We start from the raw sequence: 17,023 nt of genomic DNA on the forward strand, positions 1-17,023 counted from the left end.
TGCGGCTCGCCGGCCACACCAACATCGCCGGCGCGCTACGCCACCACGGCCGTGATCCACACCGACCGATCGATCTACTTCATGCCGCCTGACATGGGGTTATGCGACTTTGCCGGGCCCCTGGGAAGGGTCCCCCCATTACGCGCCAGTCTGCGCCGCGTGCTTGTAGCCCCGGATAGCGGGGTAGAGGAACACAGCGAAGATGCCGACCGACCATACTAGTGTGCCGATCAACGGCGTCAGGACCGGCCCGCCCAACGACAATCCGCGCATCACATCGATCGCATACGACATCGGCTGATGCTCCACCACCGGCTGCAACCACTTCGGATACGCCATCAACGGCACGAAACCAGTATTGAAGAACATCAGCAACGTGCATGCCAGCGATACGAACTCCACCAGCGGAGCCTTGCCCGCATACGTCGCGAACGCCGTCACCATCATCGCGAACGCGACACTGAACAGCAGCGGGACCAGTAATAGCGCGAGAGCCGCCAGCGGGCCCTGATCGAACCGGAAGCCGAGTGCGAAGCCGGCGATCAGAATCACGATCGTCGTCGCCAGCACGCGCACCGACTCCGCGATCATTCGGCCCACCAGACCTGATGCCCTATGGATCGGCAGCGTCCAGAACCGGCCCAGCAGGCCGCTCTCCTTCTCCATCCGCAGACCCACCGCGCTGACCACCGAACCGAACATCGAACCGGTCAGGATCATCATCGGCACGTACCCGTACACGGCCGGCGCCCCGGTGGCCTTCTCGATCGAATCGCCCAGCACGATGCTGAACATGAACAGCATCAGCGCCGGATACAGCAGCGCCTGCACCACCGTCGTGGGATCCCGCGACCACCGCTTGAGCAGTCGCCACGACTGCATCCGGCTGTGCACCACCAGCGCCTGCGCGGAGTGTTCCGACTCCGAGGCCCGATCGTTGGGATCCGGGAAATCAATGTCGATGACGTCGACCGAACGCCCCGACGAAACCTGCGTCGATGCCTGACTCACAGCCGCCGTCACTTCCGTCGCGTGCTGGCCCACAGGGCCATTGGGATGAGTACGACCGCCAGGCCGACGGTCCACATGAAGGAGGGGAACAGGATGTTCCAGTTGATGTGTCCCTCGGCGAGATCCCGCAGCGCGAACGAATACTGCGACACCGGCTGGTTCCGCACAAACGGGCGAACCCATTCCGGGAACCCGGACTCGGGCACGAACCCACACGACATCATGCCCAGGATCAGCTGCGGCAGCGTCAACGCCTGCGCCGTCGCCTCTGGACTTCTGGTGAGACACCCGATCATGTCGGCGCCGAACGACAACACAGTTGCGAATACAAGCGCGACCAGGCAGAACAGGACGATCGTCAACCAGTTACCGGTGAAGCGGAACCCGATCAGATAACCGAACGCGGTCGCAGCTGCCAGTGACACCAGCGACTGCACGACGCCCACGGATATTCGGGACATCAACGGCGCCAAACTGGCCACCGGCATCGTCTGCATGCGAGCCGTCAGACCCGTCACAGACTCCCGGGCCGCGGTGTTCGCAATGTTCATCACCGTGTACGACATCGACTGCAGGACCACGATGGGCAGGATGAACTGTGCGTAGTCGATGCCCTGGAACTTCATGATGTATTTCAGTGGCAGATAGAAACCGAGACCCGTGATGAACGGCGCCAGCACCGAGATCAGAATCGTGCCGTTACGGAACTGCTGCGCCACCGCGCGCGCGGTGAGTGCCCACCACTGGCTCAAACCCGTCGGATTCGGGCGCCGATGCGCGCCGATACCGGGAACCTTCGCGCGCGACTCGGCCACCTCCGCGTCCGCCGCGGCAGTGGCGGGGGAGTTCGGAAGAAGATACGGCTGGGCGTCTGCACTCATTGCTGCGCCTCCGCACGAGGTGCCGGCGGCATCGGCGGGCGGGGACCGCCCTGTGGCGGCTGCTGCGCCGGCATCTGTTGGGTCATCGGGGGCACCGGCGGTCGCACGCCGTTCGGCGGCGGCATCGGCGGGCGCGCACCGTTCGGGGGCACCGGGGGCCGCATACCGTTCGGCGGCATCGGCGGACGCGGTCCACCCTGCTGCGGCGGCATCGGCGGCCGCGGAGCCTGCGGCGGCGTCGGACCGGTGTTGTTGCCGGCGGCGTCGTCACCCTGGGGGAGATGCAGCGGCGCATGCCCGGTCAGGGCGAGGAACACGTCGTCGAGCGACGGCCGCCGCAACCCGATGTCGTCGAGTGCGATACCCGCACCGTCGAGCCGGCGCAGCGCCTCGCTGAGCGTCGCGGCACCGTACGGCGCCGGGAACGAGATCCGATCGGCCTCCGGATCGGCGAGCACCTCGGTGCGCACCTCCACCGGCACCATCTCGCCGAGCACCTGGACCACCGCCGGAAGATGCGTCGGATCCGTCGGCACCACATCGCAGAACGTGCCGCCCGTGCGGGCCTTGAGCTGATCGGCGGTGCCCTCGGCCACCACCGTGCCCTTGTCGATCACGATGATGTTGTCGCTGAGCAGATCGGCTTCCTCGAGATACTGCGTGGTGAGCAGCACCGTGATGCCCTTGCTCTTGAGCGTCTCCACCAGATTCCACACACCCTGACGGCTCCGCGGATCCAGACCCGTCGTCGGCTCGTCCAGGAACACCACCTCGGGACGCACCACGAGCCCGCACGCGATGTCGACGCGTCGGCGCATGCCACCCGAATAGCCGCGGACCGGACGCTTCCCGGCCTCCACCAGATCGAACTCCTGGAGCAGTTCGTCCGCGCGGGCCCGGGCCGACGAACCGTCGAGGCCCATCAGCCGGCCGAACAACACCAGGTTCTCGCGGCCGGTGAGCGCCTCGTCGAGCGCCGCGTACTGGCCCGTCATCATGATCGAGCGCCGCACCTGCGCGGCCTCCTTGACCACGTCGTAGCCGGCGATGAACGCCCGCCCCGACGTCGGCGGCACGAGCGTCGACAGGATCTTCACCGTCGTCGTCTTACCTGCGCCGTTGGGTCCGAGGATGCCGAGCACGCTCCCCCGAGGAGCCGAGAAACTGATTCCTCGAAGTGCTTGCACGTCCCCGTAGGACTTGTGCACGTCCTCGACGAGGACAGCGTGGTCCTGCATGGTTGGCATCACACTCCGCTGTGGGTCGCTGATAGGTGCCGGCGGCTGAAATTCACGTCAGCCACCAGGCGGGACGGCCGCGAAGCACTGCACGCATCGCATTCGTCCATCGACGTCGGTCCCCCCGAATGTTACCGATCGATACGACGTTCCCCGTGATTCGACGAGCAGGAGAGGGACAGGTCACCCTACCGAGTGGCGGACGTCACCCAGATCGTGATCGCCGCACGCACCACCTCCGTGCCGGACCGGTCCGTGATCGACACCGGCACCGGCACCTCGATGCCGTCCGGGTGTCCGGCGAGGTCGGGAACCTCCGGGAGCTGCGCGGTCGCGGTCAGGCCGGTGCCCGCCTTGGCGAGATAGTCCACCGACATCGACTTCGGGATCCATCGGTGCGTCGACGGGACTGTCGCCTCTGCGAGCATGCCCATCGCGATCTCCGCCAGATTGCACGCCGCGATCGCGTGGAACGTGCCCAGATGGTTGTGCACACCCCACCACTTGGGGGCCGACACCACACACCGGCCCGGCTCCAACTCCTGCACCGTCGGCAGCACCGTCGCGAAGAACGGCACCCGCGCGCACATCCCCACCGAGAACAGGGCGCGCCCGAAACGGTTGCGCGGCAAGCGTTGCCAACTCCGGTACGTCGCCCGGTGGGACTCCGGGTGGGTCGCGGTGGCCGGCGGCTGCGGGGGAGTGGTCGCGGAGTCCATGGCCACAAATCTTACTCGGAAGTAAGTTCGCGTGCGCCCGATTCGGGTGCGCACGGCCGCTGACCTCGCATGTCCCGAAAATAGGGATTTGAACTCTGCCGCCACCTACGGCATACTGATCGGGTTGCCTTGACCGGGATCGCGATCCGTCACGACCCGAGTCGGGCTGGATGGACGTCGAGCGTAAGGTCGAAAGACCTGGTCACGGCGATGCAAGACGGAAGCAGTACCCAACGTTTGCACCCCTCGGGGTGCATCCGGTGCGCAGTTCCGTGACTCCTGGAGAGGTTTTCCGGAGGTCGGGAACGAGAGGCAGGGCGACACGCCCGACCGCGTGTACCGGAGGACCATGACACATGAACAGCGGCAGCGGATCGAGTGATGTTTCGAGCGCAATTGTTGTTCGTGTCGGGTTTCCAGTCGGGGACTGTGCAGACGAGGTAGTCCCCGGCACGTTCGGGTTCTACGAAACGCGGCAAGAAAAGGACACTAAGCGTGGCGGGACAGAAGATCCGCATCAGGCTCAAGGCCTATGACCATGAGGCGATCGACGCGTCAGCGCGCAAGATCGTCGAGACGGTGACCCGTACCGGGGCCCGTGTGGTCGGCCCTGTGCCGTTGCCCACCGAGAAGAACGTGTACTGCGTCATCCGCTCGCCGCACAAGTACAAGGACTCGCGCGAGCACTTCGAGATGCGTACTCACAAGCGGCTGATCGACATCCTCGACCCGACGCCGAAGACCGTCGATGCCCTCATGCGCATCGACCTTCCGGCCAGCGTCGACGTCAACATTCAGTGAGCTTGGGAAGACGCAGCGGAGATAACACATGACTAATCAGATCAAGGGAATCCTGGGCACCAAGCTCGGCATGACCCAGGTCTTCGACGAGAACAACCGGGTCGTCCCGGTCACCGTCGTCAAGGCTGGGCCGAACGTCGTCACCCAGATCCGTACCGAAGAGCGTGACGGCTACAGCGCCGTGCAGCTGGCGTTCGGCGCCATCGACCCGCGCAAGGTGAACAAGCCCACCTCGGGCCAGTTCGCCAAGGCCGGCGTCACCCCGCGTCGCCACGTCGTCGAGCTTCGTGTCGCCGACACCTCGGCATACGAGGTCGGCCAGGAGCTCACCGCCGAGGTCTTCGAGGACGGCGCATACGTCGACGTCACCGGCACCTCCAAGGGCAAGGGCTTCGCCGGCACCATGAAGCGTCACGGCTTCGCCGGCCAGGGCGCCTCGCACGGTGCGCAGGCTGTGCACCGTCGCCCGGGTTCCATCGGTGGCTGCGCCACCCCCGGCCGCGTGTTCAAGGGCATGCGCATGTCGGGCCGTATGGGCAACGACCGCATCACCACGCAGAACCTCTCGGTCCACAAGGTGGACGCCGAGAACGGCCTGCTGCTGATCAAGGGTGCGATCCCGGGCCGCAAGGGCGGCGTCGTGATCGTCAAGACCGCAGTGAAGGGTGGTGCTTCGGCATGACCGAGACCGCAACCAAGCTGACCCTCGACGTCAAGGCTGCCGGTGGCCAGACCAACGGCACCATCGACCTCCCCGCCGAGATCTTCGACGCGACCTCCAACATCGCTCTGATGCACCAGGTCGTCGTCGCGCAGCTCGCAGCGGCACGTCAGGGCACGCACTCCACCAAGACCCGCGGCGAGGTTCGCGGCGGTGGCAGGAAGCCGTACCGCCAGAAGGGCACCGGCCGCGCACGTCAGGGCTCGACCCGTGCGCCGCAGTTCGCCGGCGGTGGCGTCGTCCACGGCCCGCAGCCGCGTGACTACTCGCAGCGCACCCCCAAGAAGATGAAGGCTGCCGCTCTCCGTGGCGCCCTCTCCGACCGGGCACGCAGCGAGCGCATCCACGTCATCACCGAACTGGTCGCCGGGCAGGTCCCGTCCACCAAGACGGCGAAGTCGTTCCTGGGCGAGATCTCCGACCGCAAGAAGTTCCTGCTGGTCGTCGGCCGCGAGGACATCGCAGCGTGGAAGAGCGTGCAGAACCTGGAAGGCGTGCACCCCATCGCACCCGACCAGCTCAACACCTACGACGTGCTCAACAGCGATGACGTCGTGTTCAGCCTCGAGGCTCTGAACACCTTCATCGCGGGCCCGGCCAAGAACGAGGAGGAGAGCAAGTGAGCACCATCGCCGACCCGCGCGACATCTTGCTGGCTCCGGTCATCTCCGAGAAGTCCTACGGGCTGATCGAGGAAGGCACCTACACCTTCCTGGTGCACCCGGACTCGAACAAGACGCAGATCAAGATCGCCGTGGAGAAGGTCTTCGGCGTGAAGGTGACCAGCGTCAACACCGCCAACCGTCAGGGCAAGCGCAAGCGGACCCGCTTCGGTTACGGCAAGCGCAAGGACACCAAGCGCGCGCTCGTGACCCTCTCGGCCGACAGCAAGCCCATCGAGATCTTCGGAGGCCCGGTCGCGTAAGCGTCTGGGACTTGACGAGATATAGAGGACGAGAAGACTCATGGCAATCCGTAAGTACAAGCCGACTACCCCGGGTCGGCGCGGCGCGAGTGTCTCGGACTTCGCCGAGATCACTCGGTCGACGCCCGAGAAGTCGCTGGTTCGCCCGCTGCACGGTCGCGGTGGTCGTAACGCCCACGGTCGCATCACCACCCGTCACAAGGGTGGCGGACACAAGCGCGCCTACCGGCTGATCGATTTCCGTCGCAACGACAAGGACGGCGTGCCGGCCAAGGTCGCTCACATCGAGTACGACCCCAACCGCACCGCCCGCATCGCGCTGCTGCACTACGCAGACGGCGAGAAGCGCTACATCATCGCCCCCAAGGGCCTGGTGCAGGGCACCCCGATCGAGTCCGGCCCCACGGCCGACATCAAGCCGGGTAACAACCTGCCGCTGCGCAACATCCCCACCGGTACCACCATCCACGCAGTCGAGCTGCGTCCGGGTGGCGGCGCCAAGATGGCCCGCTCCGCCGGCGCCAGCATCCAGCTCCTCGGCAAGGAAGGCACCTACGCCACGCTGCGTATGCCGTCCGGCGAGATCCGTCGCGTCGACGTGCGCTGCCGCGCCACCGTCGGCGAGGTCGGCAACGCCGAGCAGTCGAACATCAACTGGGGCAAGGCCGGCCGTATGCGCTGGAAGGGCGTCCGCCCGACCGTCCGCGGTGTGGTCATGAACCCCGTCGACCACCCGCACGGTGGTGGTGAGGGTAAGACCTCCGGTGGTCGCCACCCGGTCAGCCCCTGGGGCAAGCCCGAGGGTCGTACCCGCAAGAACAAGGCGAGCGACAAGCTCATCGTCCGTCGTCGCCGTACCGGCAAGAACAAGCGCTAGTCAAGGAGGGAGTGAAGGATGCCACGCAGCCTTAAGAAGGGCCCGTTCGTCGATGACCACCTCCTTGCGAAGGTGGACGTGCAGAACGAGAAGGGCACCAAGCAGGTCATCAAGACCTGGAGCCGTCGTTCCACGATCATTCCGGACTTCATCGGTCACACGTTTGCCGTCCACGACGGACGCAAGCACGTTCCGGTGTTCGTCTCGGATTCGATGGTTGGCCACAAGCTCGGAGAGTTTGCACCGACCAGGACGTTCAAGGGACACATCAAGGACGACCGGAAGAGCAAGCGTCGATGAGTACTGAAACCCAGAACCCCACTGCGAAGGCGGTCGCGCGCCATGTGCGCGTGACCCCCATGAAGGCGCGTCGCGTCGTGGACATCGTCCGCGGCAAGTCGGTCGACGAGGCCCTCGCGATTCTGAAGTTCGCGCCGCAGGCCGCGGCTGAGCCGGTCGCCAAGGTGATCGCCAGCGCCGCTGCCAACGCGCAGAACAACCTGAACCTCGATCCCACCACGCTCGTCATCTCGACGGCGTTCGTGGACGAGGGTGCGACCCTGAAGCGGTTCCAGCCGCGCGCCCAGGGCCGGGCTTTCCGGATCCGTAAGCGTTCGAGCCACATCACCGTCATCGTCGAGAGTGTCGCCGGTCGCGGCGGCGCCTCGGGTCGTAACCGTCGGAAGGGAAGTGGTCAGTAGTGGGCCAGAAGATCAACCCGCACGGCTTCCGCCTCGGCATCACGACCGACTGGAAGTCGCGCTGGTACGCAGACAAGCAGTACGCGGAGTACGTCAAGGAAGACGTCGAGATCCGGAAGCTCCTGTCCACGGGCATGGAGCGGGCCGGCATCGCGAAGGTCGAGATCGAGCGCACCCGTGACCGTGTGCGTGTGGACATCCACACCGCACGTCCGGGCATCGTCATCGGTCGCCGTGGCGCCGAAGCCGATCGCATCCGCGCCGCCCTCGAGAAGCTGACCGGCAAGCAGGTCCAGCTGAACATCCTCGAGGTCAAGAACGCCGAGGCCGAGGCCCAGCTGGTGGCACAGGGTGTCGCCGAGCAGCTGAGCAACCGTGTCGCGTTCCGTCGCGCCATGCGCAAGGCCATCCAGTCGGCCATGCGTCAGCCGAACGTCAAGGGCATCCGCGTGCAGTGCTCGGGCCGCCTCGGCGGCGCCGAGATGAGCCGCTCGGAGTTCTACCGTGAGGGTCGCGTTCCGCTGCACACCCTGCGTGCGGACATCGACTACGGCCTCTACGAGGCCAAGACCACCTTCGGTCGCATCGGCGTGAAGGTCTGGATCTACAAGGGCGACGTCGTCGGTGGCAAGCGTGAGCTGTCCGCCGCCGCTGCGCCGGCCGACCGCCCGCGCCGCGAGCGTCCGAGCCGTCCGCGTCGTTCCGGTGCCACCGGCACCACCGCGACCAGCACCGAGGCCGGCCGCGCTGCGACCGCCACCGCCGATGCACCCGCTTCGACCGAGCAGAAGGAGGGCTGACGCATGTTGATCCCGCGCCGGGTCAAGCACCGCAAACAGCACCACCCGAGCCGTTCGGGTGCCGCCAAGGGCGGGACCCAGGTGGCCTTCGGTGAGTACGGCATCCAGGCTCTCGAGCCGGCCTACATCACCAACCGGCAGATCGAGTCCGCTCGTATCGCCATGACTCGTCACATCAAGCGTGGCGGCAAGATCTGGATCAACATCTTCCCGGATCGCCCGCTGACGAAGAAGCCTGCCGAAACCCGCATGGGTTCCGGTAAGGGTTCGCCGGAGTGGTGGGTCGCGAACGTCAAGCCCGGACGGGTGATGTTCGAGATGAGCTACCCGAACGAGGAGACCGCTCGCGAGGCCCTGCGCCGCGCGATGCACAAGCTCCCGTGCAAGTGCCGGATCGTGACGAGGGAGGAGCAGTTCTGATGGCAACCACCAGCCCTGCTGCAGAGCTCCGCGAGCTGACCGACGAAGAGTTGGTCACCAAGCTCCGCGAGGCGAAGGAAGAACTGTTCAACCTTCGTTTCCAGATGGCCACCGGCCAGCTGGACAACAACCGCCGGCTGCGCACGGTCCGTCACGAGATTGCGCGCATCTACACCGTCCTGCGCGAGCGTGAGCTCGGCCTGGCCTCCGGTCCGGACGCAGGTGACGCGGCATGAGTGAGGAAAAGGCAGTGAGCACCAACAGCACCGAAGAGCGCGGCAGCCGCAAGGTCCGCATCGGCTACGTGGTCTCGGACAAGATGGAGAAGACCATCGTGGTCGAGCTGGAGGACCGGGTGAAGCACCCGCTCTACGGCAAGATCATCCGACGCACCTCGAAGGTCAAGGCGCACGACGAGAACGGCCTCGCCGGCATCGGCGACCGCGTCCAGCTCATGGAGACCCGACCGCTGTCGGCGACCAAGCGCTGGCGTCTGGTCGAGGTTCTCGAGAAGGCCAAGTAAGAGCCTTCTGACGTATCCAGTACGATGGTGGGGTTGCCCTGTGTTCAACAGCGGCAACCCCACCATCGGCGGGTACGGACCGCGCGCGTCGGGTCGGAAATCTGCCGCGCACGATCTACCGACTCGCGTGCGAGTCGACAGGTCGATAACAGCCAGGTCAAGGAGAAGTAAGTGATTCAGCAGGAGTCGCGACTGCGCGTCGCCGACAACACGGGTGCCAAGGAGATTCTCTGCATCCGCGTTCTCGGTGGCTCGTCCCGTCGCTACGCCGGGATCGGTGACGTCATCGTCGCCACCGTCAAGGACGCAACCCCGGGTGGAAATGTCAAGAAGGGCGACGTCGTCAAGGCTGTCGTCGTGCGCACCGCCAAGGAGCGCCGCCGGCCGGACGGCTCGTACATCAAGTTCGACGAGAACGCCGCCGTCATCATCAAGGCTGACAACGATCCGCGTGGAACCCGAATCTTCGGACCCGTCGGCCGTGAGCTGCGTGACAAGAAGTTCATGAAGATCGTCTCGCTCGCCCCGGAGGTGCTGTGATGAAGGTGCACAAGGGTGACACCGTGCTGGTCATCGCCGGCAAGGACAAGGGCGCGAAGGGCAAGGTCATCCAGGCCTTCCCCGCGACCGGCAAGGTCCTCGTCGAGGGCGTGAACCGCATGAAGAAGCACACCGCGGTCTCTGCGAACGAGCGTGGCGCCTCCTCCGGCGGCATCGTGACGCAGGAAGCTCCGATCCAGGTCTCGAACGTCATGGTCGTCGACTCGGACGGTAACCCGACTCGCGTCGGCTACCGCACCGACGAGGAGACCGGCAAGCGCGTTCGCATTTCCCGGAAGAACGGGAAGGACATCTGACATGACCTCCACCGAGAACAAGATCCAGCCGCGTCTGAAGACCCGCTACCGTGCGGAGATCCGTGACGCGCTGAACGCGGAGTTCGCCTACGCGAACGTCATGCAGATCCCCGGCCTGGTCAAGGTCGTCGTCAACATGGGTGTCGGCGACGCCGCCCGCGACGCGAAGCTGATCAACGGTGCGGTCGCCGACCTCACCCTGATCACCGGCCAGAAGCCCGAGATCCGCAAGGCCCGCAAGTCCATCGCACAGTTCAAGCTGCGTGAAGGCATGCCGATCGGTGCGCGCGTCACGCTGCGCGGCGACCGCATGTGGGAGTTCCTGGACCGCCTCGTGTCCATCGCGCTGCCCCGTATCCGCGACTTCCGCGGCCTGTCGGGCAACCAGTTCGACGGCAACGGCAACTACACGTTCGGCCTCAACGAGCAGTCGATGTTCCACGAGATCGATGTGGACAAGATCGATCGCCCGCGCGGTATGGACATCACCGTCGTGACCACCGCCACCAACAACGAAGAAGGCCGTGCGCTGCTCAAGCACCTCGGCTTCCCGTTCAAGGAGAACTGAGCCCATGGCTAAGAAGGCACTGGTCAACAAGGCCAACAAGAAGCCGAAGTTCGCGGTGCGCGCGTACACCCGTTGCCAGAAGTGCGGTCGCCCGCACGCAGTGTTCCGCAAGTTCGGCCTGTGCCGAATCTGCGTGCGCGAGATGGCTCACGCGGGCGAGCTGCCGGGCGTTCACAAGAGCTCCTGGTAACCAGCCGCAACAGACTTCCGTTCCGTAACCTCGGAACGGTGAAGATAAGAACCACTTCGTTGTAGGCCCACGGTCGGGCCGGCCCACTCCCTCGCTCCGGCGGGGGAGTGGGCCCGGACCCGGCGTTGCATGGGAACCGCAGCGAGAAAGGTGCACAGGTCAACTCATGACCATGACTGATCCGATCGCAGACTTCTTGACGCGTCTGCGTAATGCCAACTCGGCGTACCACGACGAGGTGAAGCTCCCGCACTCGAAGATCAAGGCGAACATCGCCGAGATCCTCAAGCGTGAGGGCTACATCGCGGACTACCGCACCGAGGACGCCGAGGTCGGCAAGACGCTGATCGTCGACCTCAAGTACGGCCCGAGCCGCGAGCGTAGCCTCGCCGGTGTCCGCCGTGTCTCGAAGCCGGGACTGCGCGTGTACGCGAAGTCCACCAACCTGCCCAAGGTCCTGGGCGGCCTCGGCGTGGCTATCATCTCCACGTCTTCCGGCCTGCTCACCGACCGCCAGGCGGCCAATCAGGGAGTGGGCGGGGAAGTCCTCGCCTACGTCTGGTAAGGGAGGCCACCAGAATGTCGCGTATTGGAAAGATTCCGGTCGCCGTCCCCGCTGGCGTCGACGTGTCCATCGACGGCCAGGACGTCGCGGTCAAGGGTCCCAAGGGCACCCTGTCGCTGACGATCGCCGAGCCGATCTCGATCGCCAAGGGTGAGGACGGTGCCCTTCAGGTCGCCCGTCCCGACGACGAGCGTCGCAGCCGTGCGCTGCACGGTCTGTCGCGCACCCTCGTGCAGAACATGATCGTCGGCGTCACCGCCGGCTACACCACCAAGATGGAGATCCACGGTGTCGGTTACCGTGTGGCGCTCAAGGGCAAGGACCTCGAGTTCGCCCTCGGCTTCAGCCACCCGGTCCTGATCGAGGCTCCCGAGGGCATCGCCTTCGCAGTCGAGACGCCGACCCGTTTCTCGGTCGCCGGCATCGACAAGCAGAAGGTCGGCCAGATCGCGGCCAACATCCGCCGCCTGCGCAAGTCCGACCCCTACAAGGGCAAGGGCATCCGCTACGAGGGTGAGCAGGTCCGTCGCAAGGTCGGAAAGACGGGTAAGTGATTATGAGCCAGACTGCAAACCAGAAAGCCAAGCGGATTCCGCTGGGCAAGGACGTGTCCACCGCGCGTCGTCTGTCGAAGGCGCGTCGTCACTTCCGTCTGCGCAAGAAGATCTCCGGCACCCCCGAGCGTCCGCGCCTCGTCGTGAACCGCTCCTCGCGTCACATCCACGTGCAGCTGGTGGACGACCTGGCCGGCAAGACCCTTGCCGCCGCGTCGACCATCGAGGCGGACGTGCGTGTGCTGGACGGAGACAAGAAGGCCCGTGGCGCCAAGGTCGGTCAGCTGATCGCCGAGCGCGCCAAGGCTGCCGGCATCGAGGCCGTGGTCTTCGACCGCGGTGGCCACACCTACAGCGGCCGCATCGCCGCTCTGGCCGATGCTGCTCGCGAAGGCGGGTTGAAGTTCTGATGACCAACATTATCAACGGAAGGAATGCCTGATGCCGGGACGTCAAAGGCGTGACGGCGGAAGCGGACCCGCCGGACAGAATGGGCCGAACCAGGGCGACAACCGCGGCGGACGCGATCGTCGTGACAACCGTCGCGACAACGCTGCCGAGAAGTCGAACTACATCGAGCGCGTCGTCTCCATCAACCGCGTGTCGAAGGTCGTCAAGGGCGGTCGTCGCTTCAGCTTCACCGCTCTCGTGATCGTGGGCGACGGCAACGGACTCGTCGGCGTCGGCTACGGAAAGGCCAAGGAAGTTCCCGCGGCCATCCAGAAGGGCGTCGAGGAGGCTCGCAAGAGCTTCTTCCGTGTGCCGCTCATCGGCAGCACCGTCACCCACCCGGTCCAGGGCGAAGCGGCGGCCGGTGTCGTCATGCTGCGTCCGGCCAGCCCGGGTACCGGTGTGATCGCCGGTGGCGCGGTGCGTGCCGTGCTCGAGTGCGCGGGTGTCTCCGACATCCTCGCCAAGTCGCTGGGCAGTGACAACGCGATCAACGTCGTGCACGCGACGGTTGCCGCGCTCAAGGGCCTGCAGCGTCCCGAAGAGGTTGCCGCTCGTCGCGGTCTGCCGATCGAGGACGTGGCCCCCGCCGGCATGCTGCGCGCACGCGCACAGGCTGGGAGCGTGAAGTAATGGCAGATCTGAAGGTCACCCAGGTCAAGAGCACCATCGGGACCAAGCAGAACCAGAAGGACAGCCTGCGGACGCTGGGGCTCAAGGGCATCCGCAAGAGCGTCGTCCGTGAGGACAACGCGCAGAACCGCGGGCTGATCAACGTGGTTCGCCACCTCGTCACGGTTGAGGAGGTCTAACCATGACCATCAAGTTGCACCACCTGCGCCCCGCGCCCGGCGCCAAGACCGACAAGACTCGCGTCGGTCGCGGTGAGGGCTCGAAGGGTAAGACCGCCGGTCGCGGCACCAAGGGCACCAAGGCACGTAAGAACGTGTCGGCCGCCTTCGAGGGTGGACAGATGCCGCTGCACATGCGTCTGCCCAAGCTCAAGGGCTTCAAGAACCGGTTCCGGACCGAGTACCAGGTCGTGAACGTCGGCGACATCGCTCGCCTGTTCCCCGAGGGTGGACAGATCGGCGTTGCCGAGCTCGTCGCCGCCGGGGCGGTTCGCAAGAACCAGCTCGTGAAGGTGCTCGCCGAGGGCGAGATCACGGTTGCCGTTCAGGTCACCGCGGACAAGTTCTCGGGCGCTGCCAAGGAGAAGATCGTCGCTGCCGGTGGTACCACCACCGAGCTGTGATCTAGCTCGCGTCAGCTGACGAACGGCCGCAACTCATCCCAGTAGGGGGAGTTGCGGCCGTTCGTCGCTTCACGGGCTTCCCGGGCAGGCATACTGGGGAGGCCGACAGCCCCGTAACAGGGCTGTGTTTTCATGTGTCACTGTTAGAGTTCTAGAGTTCTGCAATCCACAGGGCGGGTCAATCAGGTCGGCTCCCCGTATGTCGTGCGCCAGGAGGATCTTTGCTTTCCGCCTTTGTCTCGGCCCTCAGGACTCCTGACCTGAGGCGGAAGATCCTCTTCACCCTCGGTCTGGTTGCCCTGTATCGGCTGGGTGCCACGCTGCCCTCGCCCGGTGTCGACTACGTCAACGTGCGTGCGTGTATCGACCAGGTGTCCGGTGGCGATTCGGCCGGCATCTACTCGCTGATCAACCTGTTCTCCGGTGGTGCGCTACTGCAGCTGTCGGTGTTCGCGATCGGCATCATGCCGTACATCACCGCCAGTATCATCGTGCAGCTGCTCACCGTCGTCATCCCGAAGTTCGAGGAACTCCGCAAGGAGGGCCAGGCCGGGCAGACGAAGATGACGCAGTACACGCGCTATCTGTCGATCGCGCTGGCCGTGCTGCAGTCCACCGGCATCGTCGCGCTCGCGGCCCGGGGACAGTTGCTGCAGGGATGTACCCAATCGATCCTCGCCGACGAGAGTGTCTTCGGCCTGATCGTCATCGTCCTCGTCATGACCGCCGGTGCGGCCCTCGTCATGTGGTTCGGTGAGCTGATCACCGAACGTGGCGTCGGCAACGGCATGTCGCTGCTGATCTTCGCCGGCATCGCGTCGCGCATCCCGTCCGAGGGCAAGGCGATCCTGGACTCGCGGGGCGGCCTCATCTTCGCGGCCGTGTGTGTCGCGGCACTCGTGCTGATCGCCGGTGTCGTGTTCGTCGAGCAGGGCCAGCGCCGCATTCCGGTGCAGTACGCCAAGCGGATGGTCGGACGCCGGATGTACGGCGGTTCGTCGACGTACCTGCCGCTCAAGGTCAACCAGGCCGGCGTCATCCCCGTGATCTTCGCGTCGTCGCTGCTGTACCTGCCCAACCTGATCGCACAGCTCACCGGGGCCACCACGAACCCGGACCCGAGTTGGTGGCAGCGTATGGTCAACCAGTACCTGGTGAACCCGTCGAACCCGGTCTACATCCTCATCTACTTCCTGCTCATCGTCTTCTTCACGTACTTCTACGTCGCGATCACCTTCGACACGGAGGAACGCGCCGACGAGATGAAGAAGTTCGGTGGCTTCGTTCCGGGTATCCGTCCGGGCCGCCCGACGGCGGATTACCTCCAGTACGTGCTCAGCCGCATCACGCTGCCGGGCGCCATCTATCTCGGTCTGATCGCTGTTCTGCCCAACTTCTTCCTCTCCCAGGGGAGCGCCGGCAGCAGCATCTTCGGTGGCGCAGCCATCCTGATTCTGGTCAGTGTCGGTCTCGACACCGTCAAGCAGATCGAGAGTCAACTCATGCAGCGCAACTATGAAGGGTTCCTCAAGTGAGACTCGTCCTCGTTGGTCCCCCCGGTGCCGGGAAGGGCACCCAGGCCGCCATCCTGTCGGAGAAGCTCGGCGTTCCGCACATCTCGACGGGCGACCTGTTCCGCGCCAACATCGGTCAGCAGACGGCACTCGGTCTCGAGGCGAAGAAGTACATGGATGCCGGTGAGCTCGTGCCCACCGAGATCACCAACAACATGGTGAAGGCACGTGTCGCCGAGCCGGACGCCGCGAACGGTTTCCTGCTCGACGGTTTCCCCCGCACGGTCGATCAGGCGAAGGCGCTCGAGGAGATCCTCGCCGGCCTGGGCGCGAAGCTCGACGGTGTCCTCGCATTCGAGGTCGACGACGAGGTCGTCGTCGAGCGGATGCTGGCCCGCGGCCGCGCCGACGACACCGAGGACGTCATCCGCAACCGGATGCGCGTCTACCGCGAGGAGACCGCCCCGCTGCTCGACCACTACGCGGACCAGCTCGTCACCGTCGGCGCCGTCGGTGCCGTCGAAGAGGTCAACGCTCGCGCACTCGCGGCGCTGGGGAAGTAGTAGCAATGGCATTCGGCCGCAAGCGCAAGGTCGTTCCGTTCCGCACGGCAGGTGAGCTCGACGCCATGGCGGCTGCGGGTGCGATCGTCGGTGCCGCCCTCGTGGCGGTGCGGGACGCGGCCAAGCCGGGTGTGAGCACGCTCGAGCTGGACCGGGTCGCCGACGCGGTGATCCGGGACGCCGGTGCGGTGCCGTCGTTCCTCGGCTACCACGGGTTCACCGGGTCGATCTGCTCGTCGGTCAACGACCGTGTCGTGCACGGCATCCCGTCGGCCGACGACATCCTCGCCGAAGGCGACCTGGTGTCGATCGACTGCGGCGCCATCCTCGACGGCTGGCACGGCGACTCGGCGTGGACGTTCGGTGTCGGCGAGCTCAGCGAGGCCGACGCCCAGCTGAGCGAGGCCACCCGGCTGTCGATGGAAGCCGGCATCGCCGCGATGATCGACGGCAACCGGCTCACCGACGTCTCCCATGCGATCGAGTTGGGGACGAAGGCCGCCGAGAAGTTGCACGGCCGCTCCTACGGGATCGTCGACGGCTACGGCGGGCACGCGATCGGCCGCGAGATGCACATGGATCCGTTCCTGCCCAACGAGGGCGCGCCCGGCAAGGGTCCGCACCTGGTGGTCGGGTCGGTGCTGGCGATCGAGCCGATGCTCACCCTCGGCACCTACGAGACCGAGGTACTCGGCGACGACTGGACGGTGGTGACCACCGACGGCACCCGTGCCGCCCACTGGGAGCACACGGTCGCCGTCACCGAGGACGGTCCGCGCATCCTCACGCTGCGTCCCGGCGACAACTGAGGACGCCCCGCGTCACGACGACGCCGCGCCGGTCACAGTGCACGAAGCACCGACCGGCGCGGCGTTTTTCGTGGGATGTGA

27 protein-coding genes and 1 pseudogene are annotated in these 17,023 nt (G+C 65.7%); 24 read left to right on the forward strand and 4 right to left on the reverse strand.

Annotated features, from left to right (window positions below; all coding sequences use genetic code 11):
* Positions 1-138: 138 nt before the first annotated feature.
* The 4 genes and pseudogenes from E0497_RS13765 to E0497_RS13780 all read right to left on the reverse strand — a co-directional run bounded on the left by E0497_RS13765 (position 139) and on the right by E0497_RS13780 (position 3,849).
* Positions 139-1,011, reverse strand: a complete 873-nt coding sequence (locus E0497_RS13765; protein ID WP_421958348.1) for an ABC transporter permease — start codon at positions 1,009-1,011, stop codon at positions 139-141.
* 8 nt (positions 1,012-1,019) lie between these two features.
* Positions 1,020-1,892 (reverse strand): ABC transporter permease, encoded by an 873-nt coding sequence (locus E0497_RS20840; protein WP_137725374.1) that lies wholly within the window; start codon positions 1,890-1,892, stop codon positions 1,020-1,022.
* Positions 1,893-2,173: 281 nt separating this feature from the next.
* Positions 2,174-3,139, reverse strand: a pseudogene (locus tag E0497_RS13775) (ATP-binding cassette domain-containing protein); the annotation flags it as partial.
* Between the two features lie 179 nt (positions 3,140-3,318).
* The gene (locus E0497_RS13780; RefSeq protein WP_137725375.1) at positions 3,319-3,849 is read right to left on the reverse strand and encodes a hotdog fold domain-containing protein; all 531 of its coding nucleotides are present in this window, start codon (positions 3,847-3,849) and stop codon (positions 3,319-3,321) included.
* A 495-nt stretch (positions 3,850-4,344) separates the two neighbouring features.
* Between E0497_RS13780 and rpsJ the strand changes: the two genes are divergently transcribed.
* From rpsJ to map, 24 genes are all read left to right on the forward strand, one after another.
* Complete coding sequence (gene rpsJ, locus E0497_RS13785; RefSeq protein ID WP_003938093.1) at positions 4,345-4,650, forward strand: 30S ribosomal protein S10; 306 nt, start codon at positions 4,345-4,347, stop codon at positions 4,648-4,650.
* A gap of 28 nt (positions 4,651-4,678) precedes the next feature.
* Positions 4,679-5,332, forward strand: coding sequence for a 50S ribosomal protein L3 (gene rplC / locus E0497_RS13790; protein ID WP_137725376.1), 654 nt, complete (start codon positions 4,679-4,681; stop codon positions 5,330-5,332).
* Positions 5,329-5,994: a 50S ribosomal protein L4 gene (rplD, locus tag E0497_RS13795; RefSeq protein ID WP_137725377.1), complete on the forward strand. Its 666-nt coding sequence runs from the start codon at positions 5,329-5,331 to the stop codon at positions 5,992-5,994. Before rplC ends, rplD begins: the two co-directional genes overlap by 4 nt.
* Positions 5,991-6,296: a 50S ribosomal protein L23 gene (rplW, locus tag E0497_RS13800; RefSeq protein WP_003940990.1), complete on the forward strand. Its 306-nt coding sequence runs from the start codon at positions 5,991-5,993 to the stop codon at positions 6,294-6,296. The genes rplD and rplW overlap by 4 nt, the downstream gene beginning before the upstream one ends.
* A 40-nt stretch (positions 6,297-6,336) precedes the next feature.
* Positions 6,337-7,173: a 50S ribosomal protein L2 gene (gene rplB, locus E0497_RS13805; protein ID WP_137725378.1), complete on the forward strand. Its 837-nt coding sequence runs from the start codon at positions 6,337-6,339 to the stop codon at positions 7,171-7,173.
* A gap of 18 nt (positions 7,174-7,191) precedes the next feature.
* Complete coding sequence (rpsS, locus tag E0497_RS13810; protein ID WP_005518370.1) at positions 7,192-7,473, forward strand: 30S ribosomal protein S19; 282 nt, start codon at positions 7,192-7,194, stop codon at positions 7,471-7,473.
* Entirely contained in the window at positions 7,470-7,874 is a 405-nt protein-coding gene (rplV, locus tag E0497_RS13815; protein WP_137725379.1) for a 50S ribosomal protein L22, read from the forward strand. The genes rpsS and rplV overlap by 4 nt, the downstream gene beginning before the upstream one ends.
* Positions 7,874-8,674 (forward strand): 30S ribosomal protein S3, encoded by an 801-nt coding sequence (rpsC, locus tag E0497_RS13820; protein WP_137725380.1) that lies wholly within the window; start codon positions 7,874-7,876, stop codon positions 8,672-8,674. The genes rplV and rpsC overlap by 1 nt, the downstream gene beginning before the upstream one ends.
* Before the next feature lie 3 nt (positions 8,675-8,677).
* The gene (rplP, locus tag E0497_RS13825; protein ID WP_137725381.1) at positions 8,678-9,094 is read left to right on the forward strand and encodes a 50S ribosomal protein L16; all 417 of its coding nucleotides are present in this window, start codon (positions 8,678-8,680) and stop codon (positions 9,092-9,094) included.
* Positions 9,094-9,330, forward strand: a complete 237-nt coding sequence (rpmC, locus tag E0497_RS13830; RefSeq protein ID WP_137725382.1) for a 50S ribosomal protein L29 — start codon at positions 9,094-9,096, stop codon at positions 9,328-9,330. The genes rplP and rpmC overlap by 1 nt, the downstream gene beginning before the upstream one ends.
* Positions 9,327-9,617 carry a 30S ribosomal protein S17 gene (gene rpsQ / locus E0497_RS13835; RefSeq protein ID WP_137725383.1) on the forward strand — a complete coding sequence of 97 codons (291 nt, stop codon included), beginning with the start codon at positions 9,327-9,329 and terminating at the stop codon, positions 9,615-9,617. The genes rpmC and rpsQ overlap by 4 nt, the downstream gene beginning before the upstream one ends.
* A gap of 171 nt (positions 9,618-9,788) precedes the next feature.
* A complete protein-coding gene (gene rplN, locus E0497_RS13840) occupies positions 9,789-10,157 on the forward strand; it encodes a 50S ribosomal protein L14 (protein ID WP_137725384.1) in 369 nt (122 codons plus the stop codon).
* On the forward strand, positions 10,157-10,474 hold the full coding sequence (gene rplX, locus E0497_RS13845; protein ID WP_137725385.1) for a 50S ribosomal protein L24: 318 nt from the start codon (positions 10,157-10,159) through the stop codon (positions 10,472-10,474). The genes rplN and rplX overlap by 1 nt, the downstream gene beginning before the upstream one ends.
* A gap of 1 nt (position 10,475) precedes the next feature.
* Complete coding sequence (rplE, locus tag E0497_RS13850; protein ID WP_137725386.1) at positions 10,476-11,042, forward strand: 50S ribosomal protein L5; 567 nt, start codon at positions 10,476-10,478, stop codon at positions 11,040-11,042.
* A gap of 4 nt (positions 11,043-11,046) precedes the next feature.
* Positions 11,047-11,232 (forward strand): type Z 30S ribosomal protein S14, encoded by a 186-nt coding sequence (locus tag E0497_RS13855; protein ID WP_107982812.1) that lies wholly within the window; start codon positions 11,047-11,049, stop codon positions 11,230-11,232.
* Between the two features lie 166 nt (positions 11,233-11,398).
* Positions 11,399-11,797 carry a 30S ribosomal protein S8 gene (gene rpsH, locus E0497_RS13860; protein ID WP_031937772.1) on the forward strand — a complete coding sequence of 133 codons (399 nt, stop codon included), beginning with the start codon at positions 11,399-11,401 and terminating at the stop codon, positions 11,795-11,797.
* A gap of 14 nt (positions 11,798-11,811) precedes the next feature.
* Positions 11,812-12,351: a 50S ribosomal protein L6 gene (gene rplF / locus E0497_RS13865; protein ID WP_137725387.1), complete on the forward strand. Its 540-nt coding sequence runs from the start codon at positions 11,812-11,814 to the stop codon at positions 12,349-12,351.
* Positions 12,352-12,353: 2 nt separating this feature from the next.
* Positions 12,354-12,761, forward strand: a complete 408-nt coding sequence (rplR, locus tag E0497_RS13870; protein ID WP_137725388.1) for a 50S ribosomal protein L18 — start codon at positions 12,354-12,356, stop codon at positions 12,759-12,761.
* Between the two features lie 31 nt (positions 12,762-12,792).
* Positions 12,793-13,434 (forward strand): 30S ribosomal protein S5, encoded by a 642-nt coding sequence (gene rpsE / locus E0497_RS13875; protein WP_137725389.1) that lies wholly within the window; start codon positions 12,793-12,795, stop codon positions 13,432-13,434.
* Positions 13,434-13,613: a 50S ribosomal protein L30 gene (gene rpmD / locus E0497_RS13880; RefSeq protein ID WP_137725390.1), complete on the forward strand. Its 180-nt coding sequence runs from the start codon at positions 13,434-13,436 to the stop codon at positions 13,611-13,613. The genes rpsE and rpmD overlap by 1 nt, the downstream gene beginning before the upstream one ends.
* Positions 13,614-13,615: 2 nt before the next feature.
* Positions 13,616-14,056 (forward strand): 50S ribosomal protein L15, encoded by a 441-nt coding sequence (gene rplO, locus E0497_RS13885; RefSeq protein ID WP_137725391.1) that lies wholly within the window; start codon positions 13,616-13,618, stop codon positions 14,054-14,056.
* Positions 14,057-14,277: 221 nt separating this feature from the next.
* Positions 14,278-15,591: a preprotein translocase subunit SecY gene (gene secY / locus E0497_RS13890; protein WP_137725392.1), complete on the forward strand. Its 1,314-nt coding sequence runs from the start codon at positions 14,278-14,280 to the stop codon at positions 15,589-15,591.
* The gene (locus E0497_RS13895) at positions 15,588-16,133 is read left to right on the forward strand and encodes an adenylate kinase (RefSeq protein WP_137725393.1); all 546 of its coding nucleotides are present in this window, start codon (positions 15,588-15,590) and stop codon (positions 16,131-16,133) included. The genes secY and E0497_RS13895 overlap by 4 nt, the downstream gene beginning before the upstream one ends.
* A 5-nt stretch (positions 16,134-16,138) precedes the next feature.
* Positions 16,139-16,942: a type I methionyl aminopeptidase gene (gene map, locus E0497_RS13900; protein ID WP_137725394.1), complete on the forward strand. Its 804-nt coding sequence runs from the start codon at positions 16,139-16,141 to the stop codon at positions 16,940-16,942.
* Positions 16,943-17,023: the final 81 nt, after the last annotated feature.

The sequence above is a fragment of the Prescottella subtropica genome (assembly GCF_005434945.1).
Classification (GTDB): domain Bacteria; phylum Actinomycetota; class Actinomycetes; order Mycobacteriales; family Mycobacteriaceae; genus Prescottella; species Prescottella subtropica.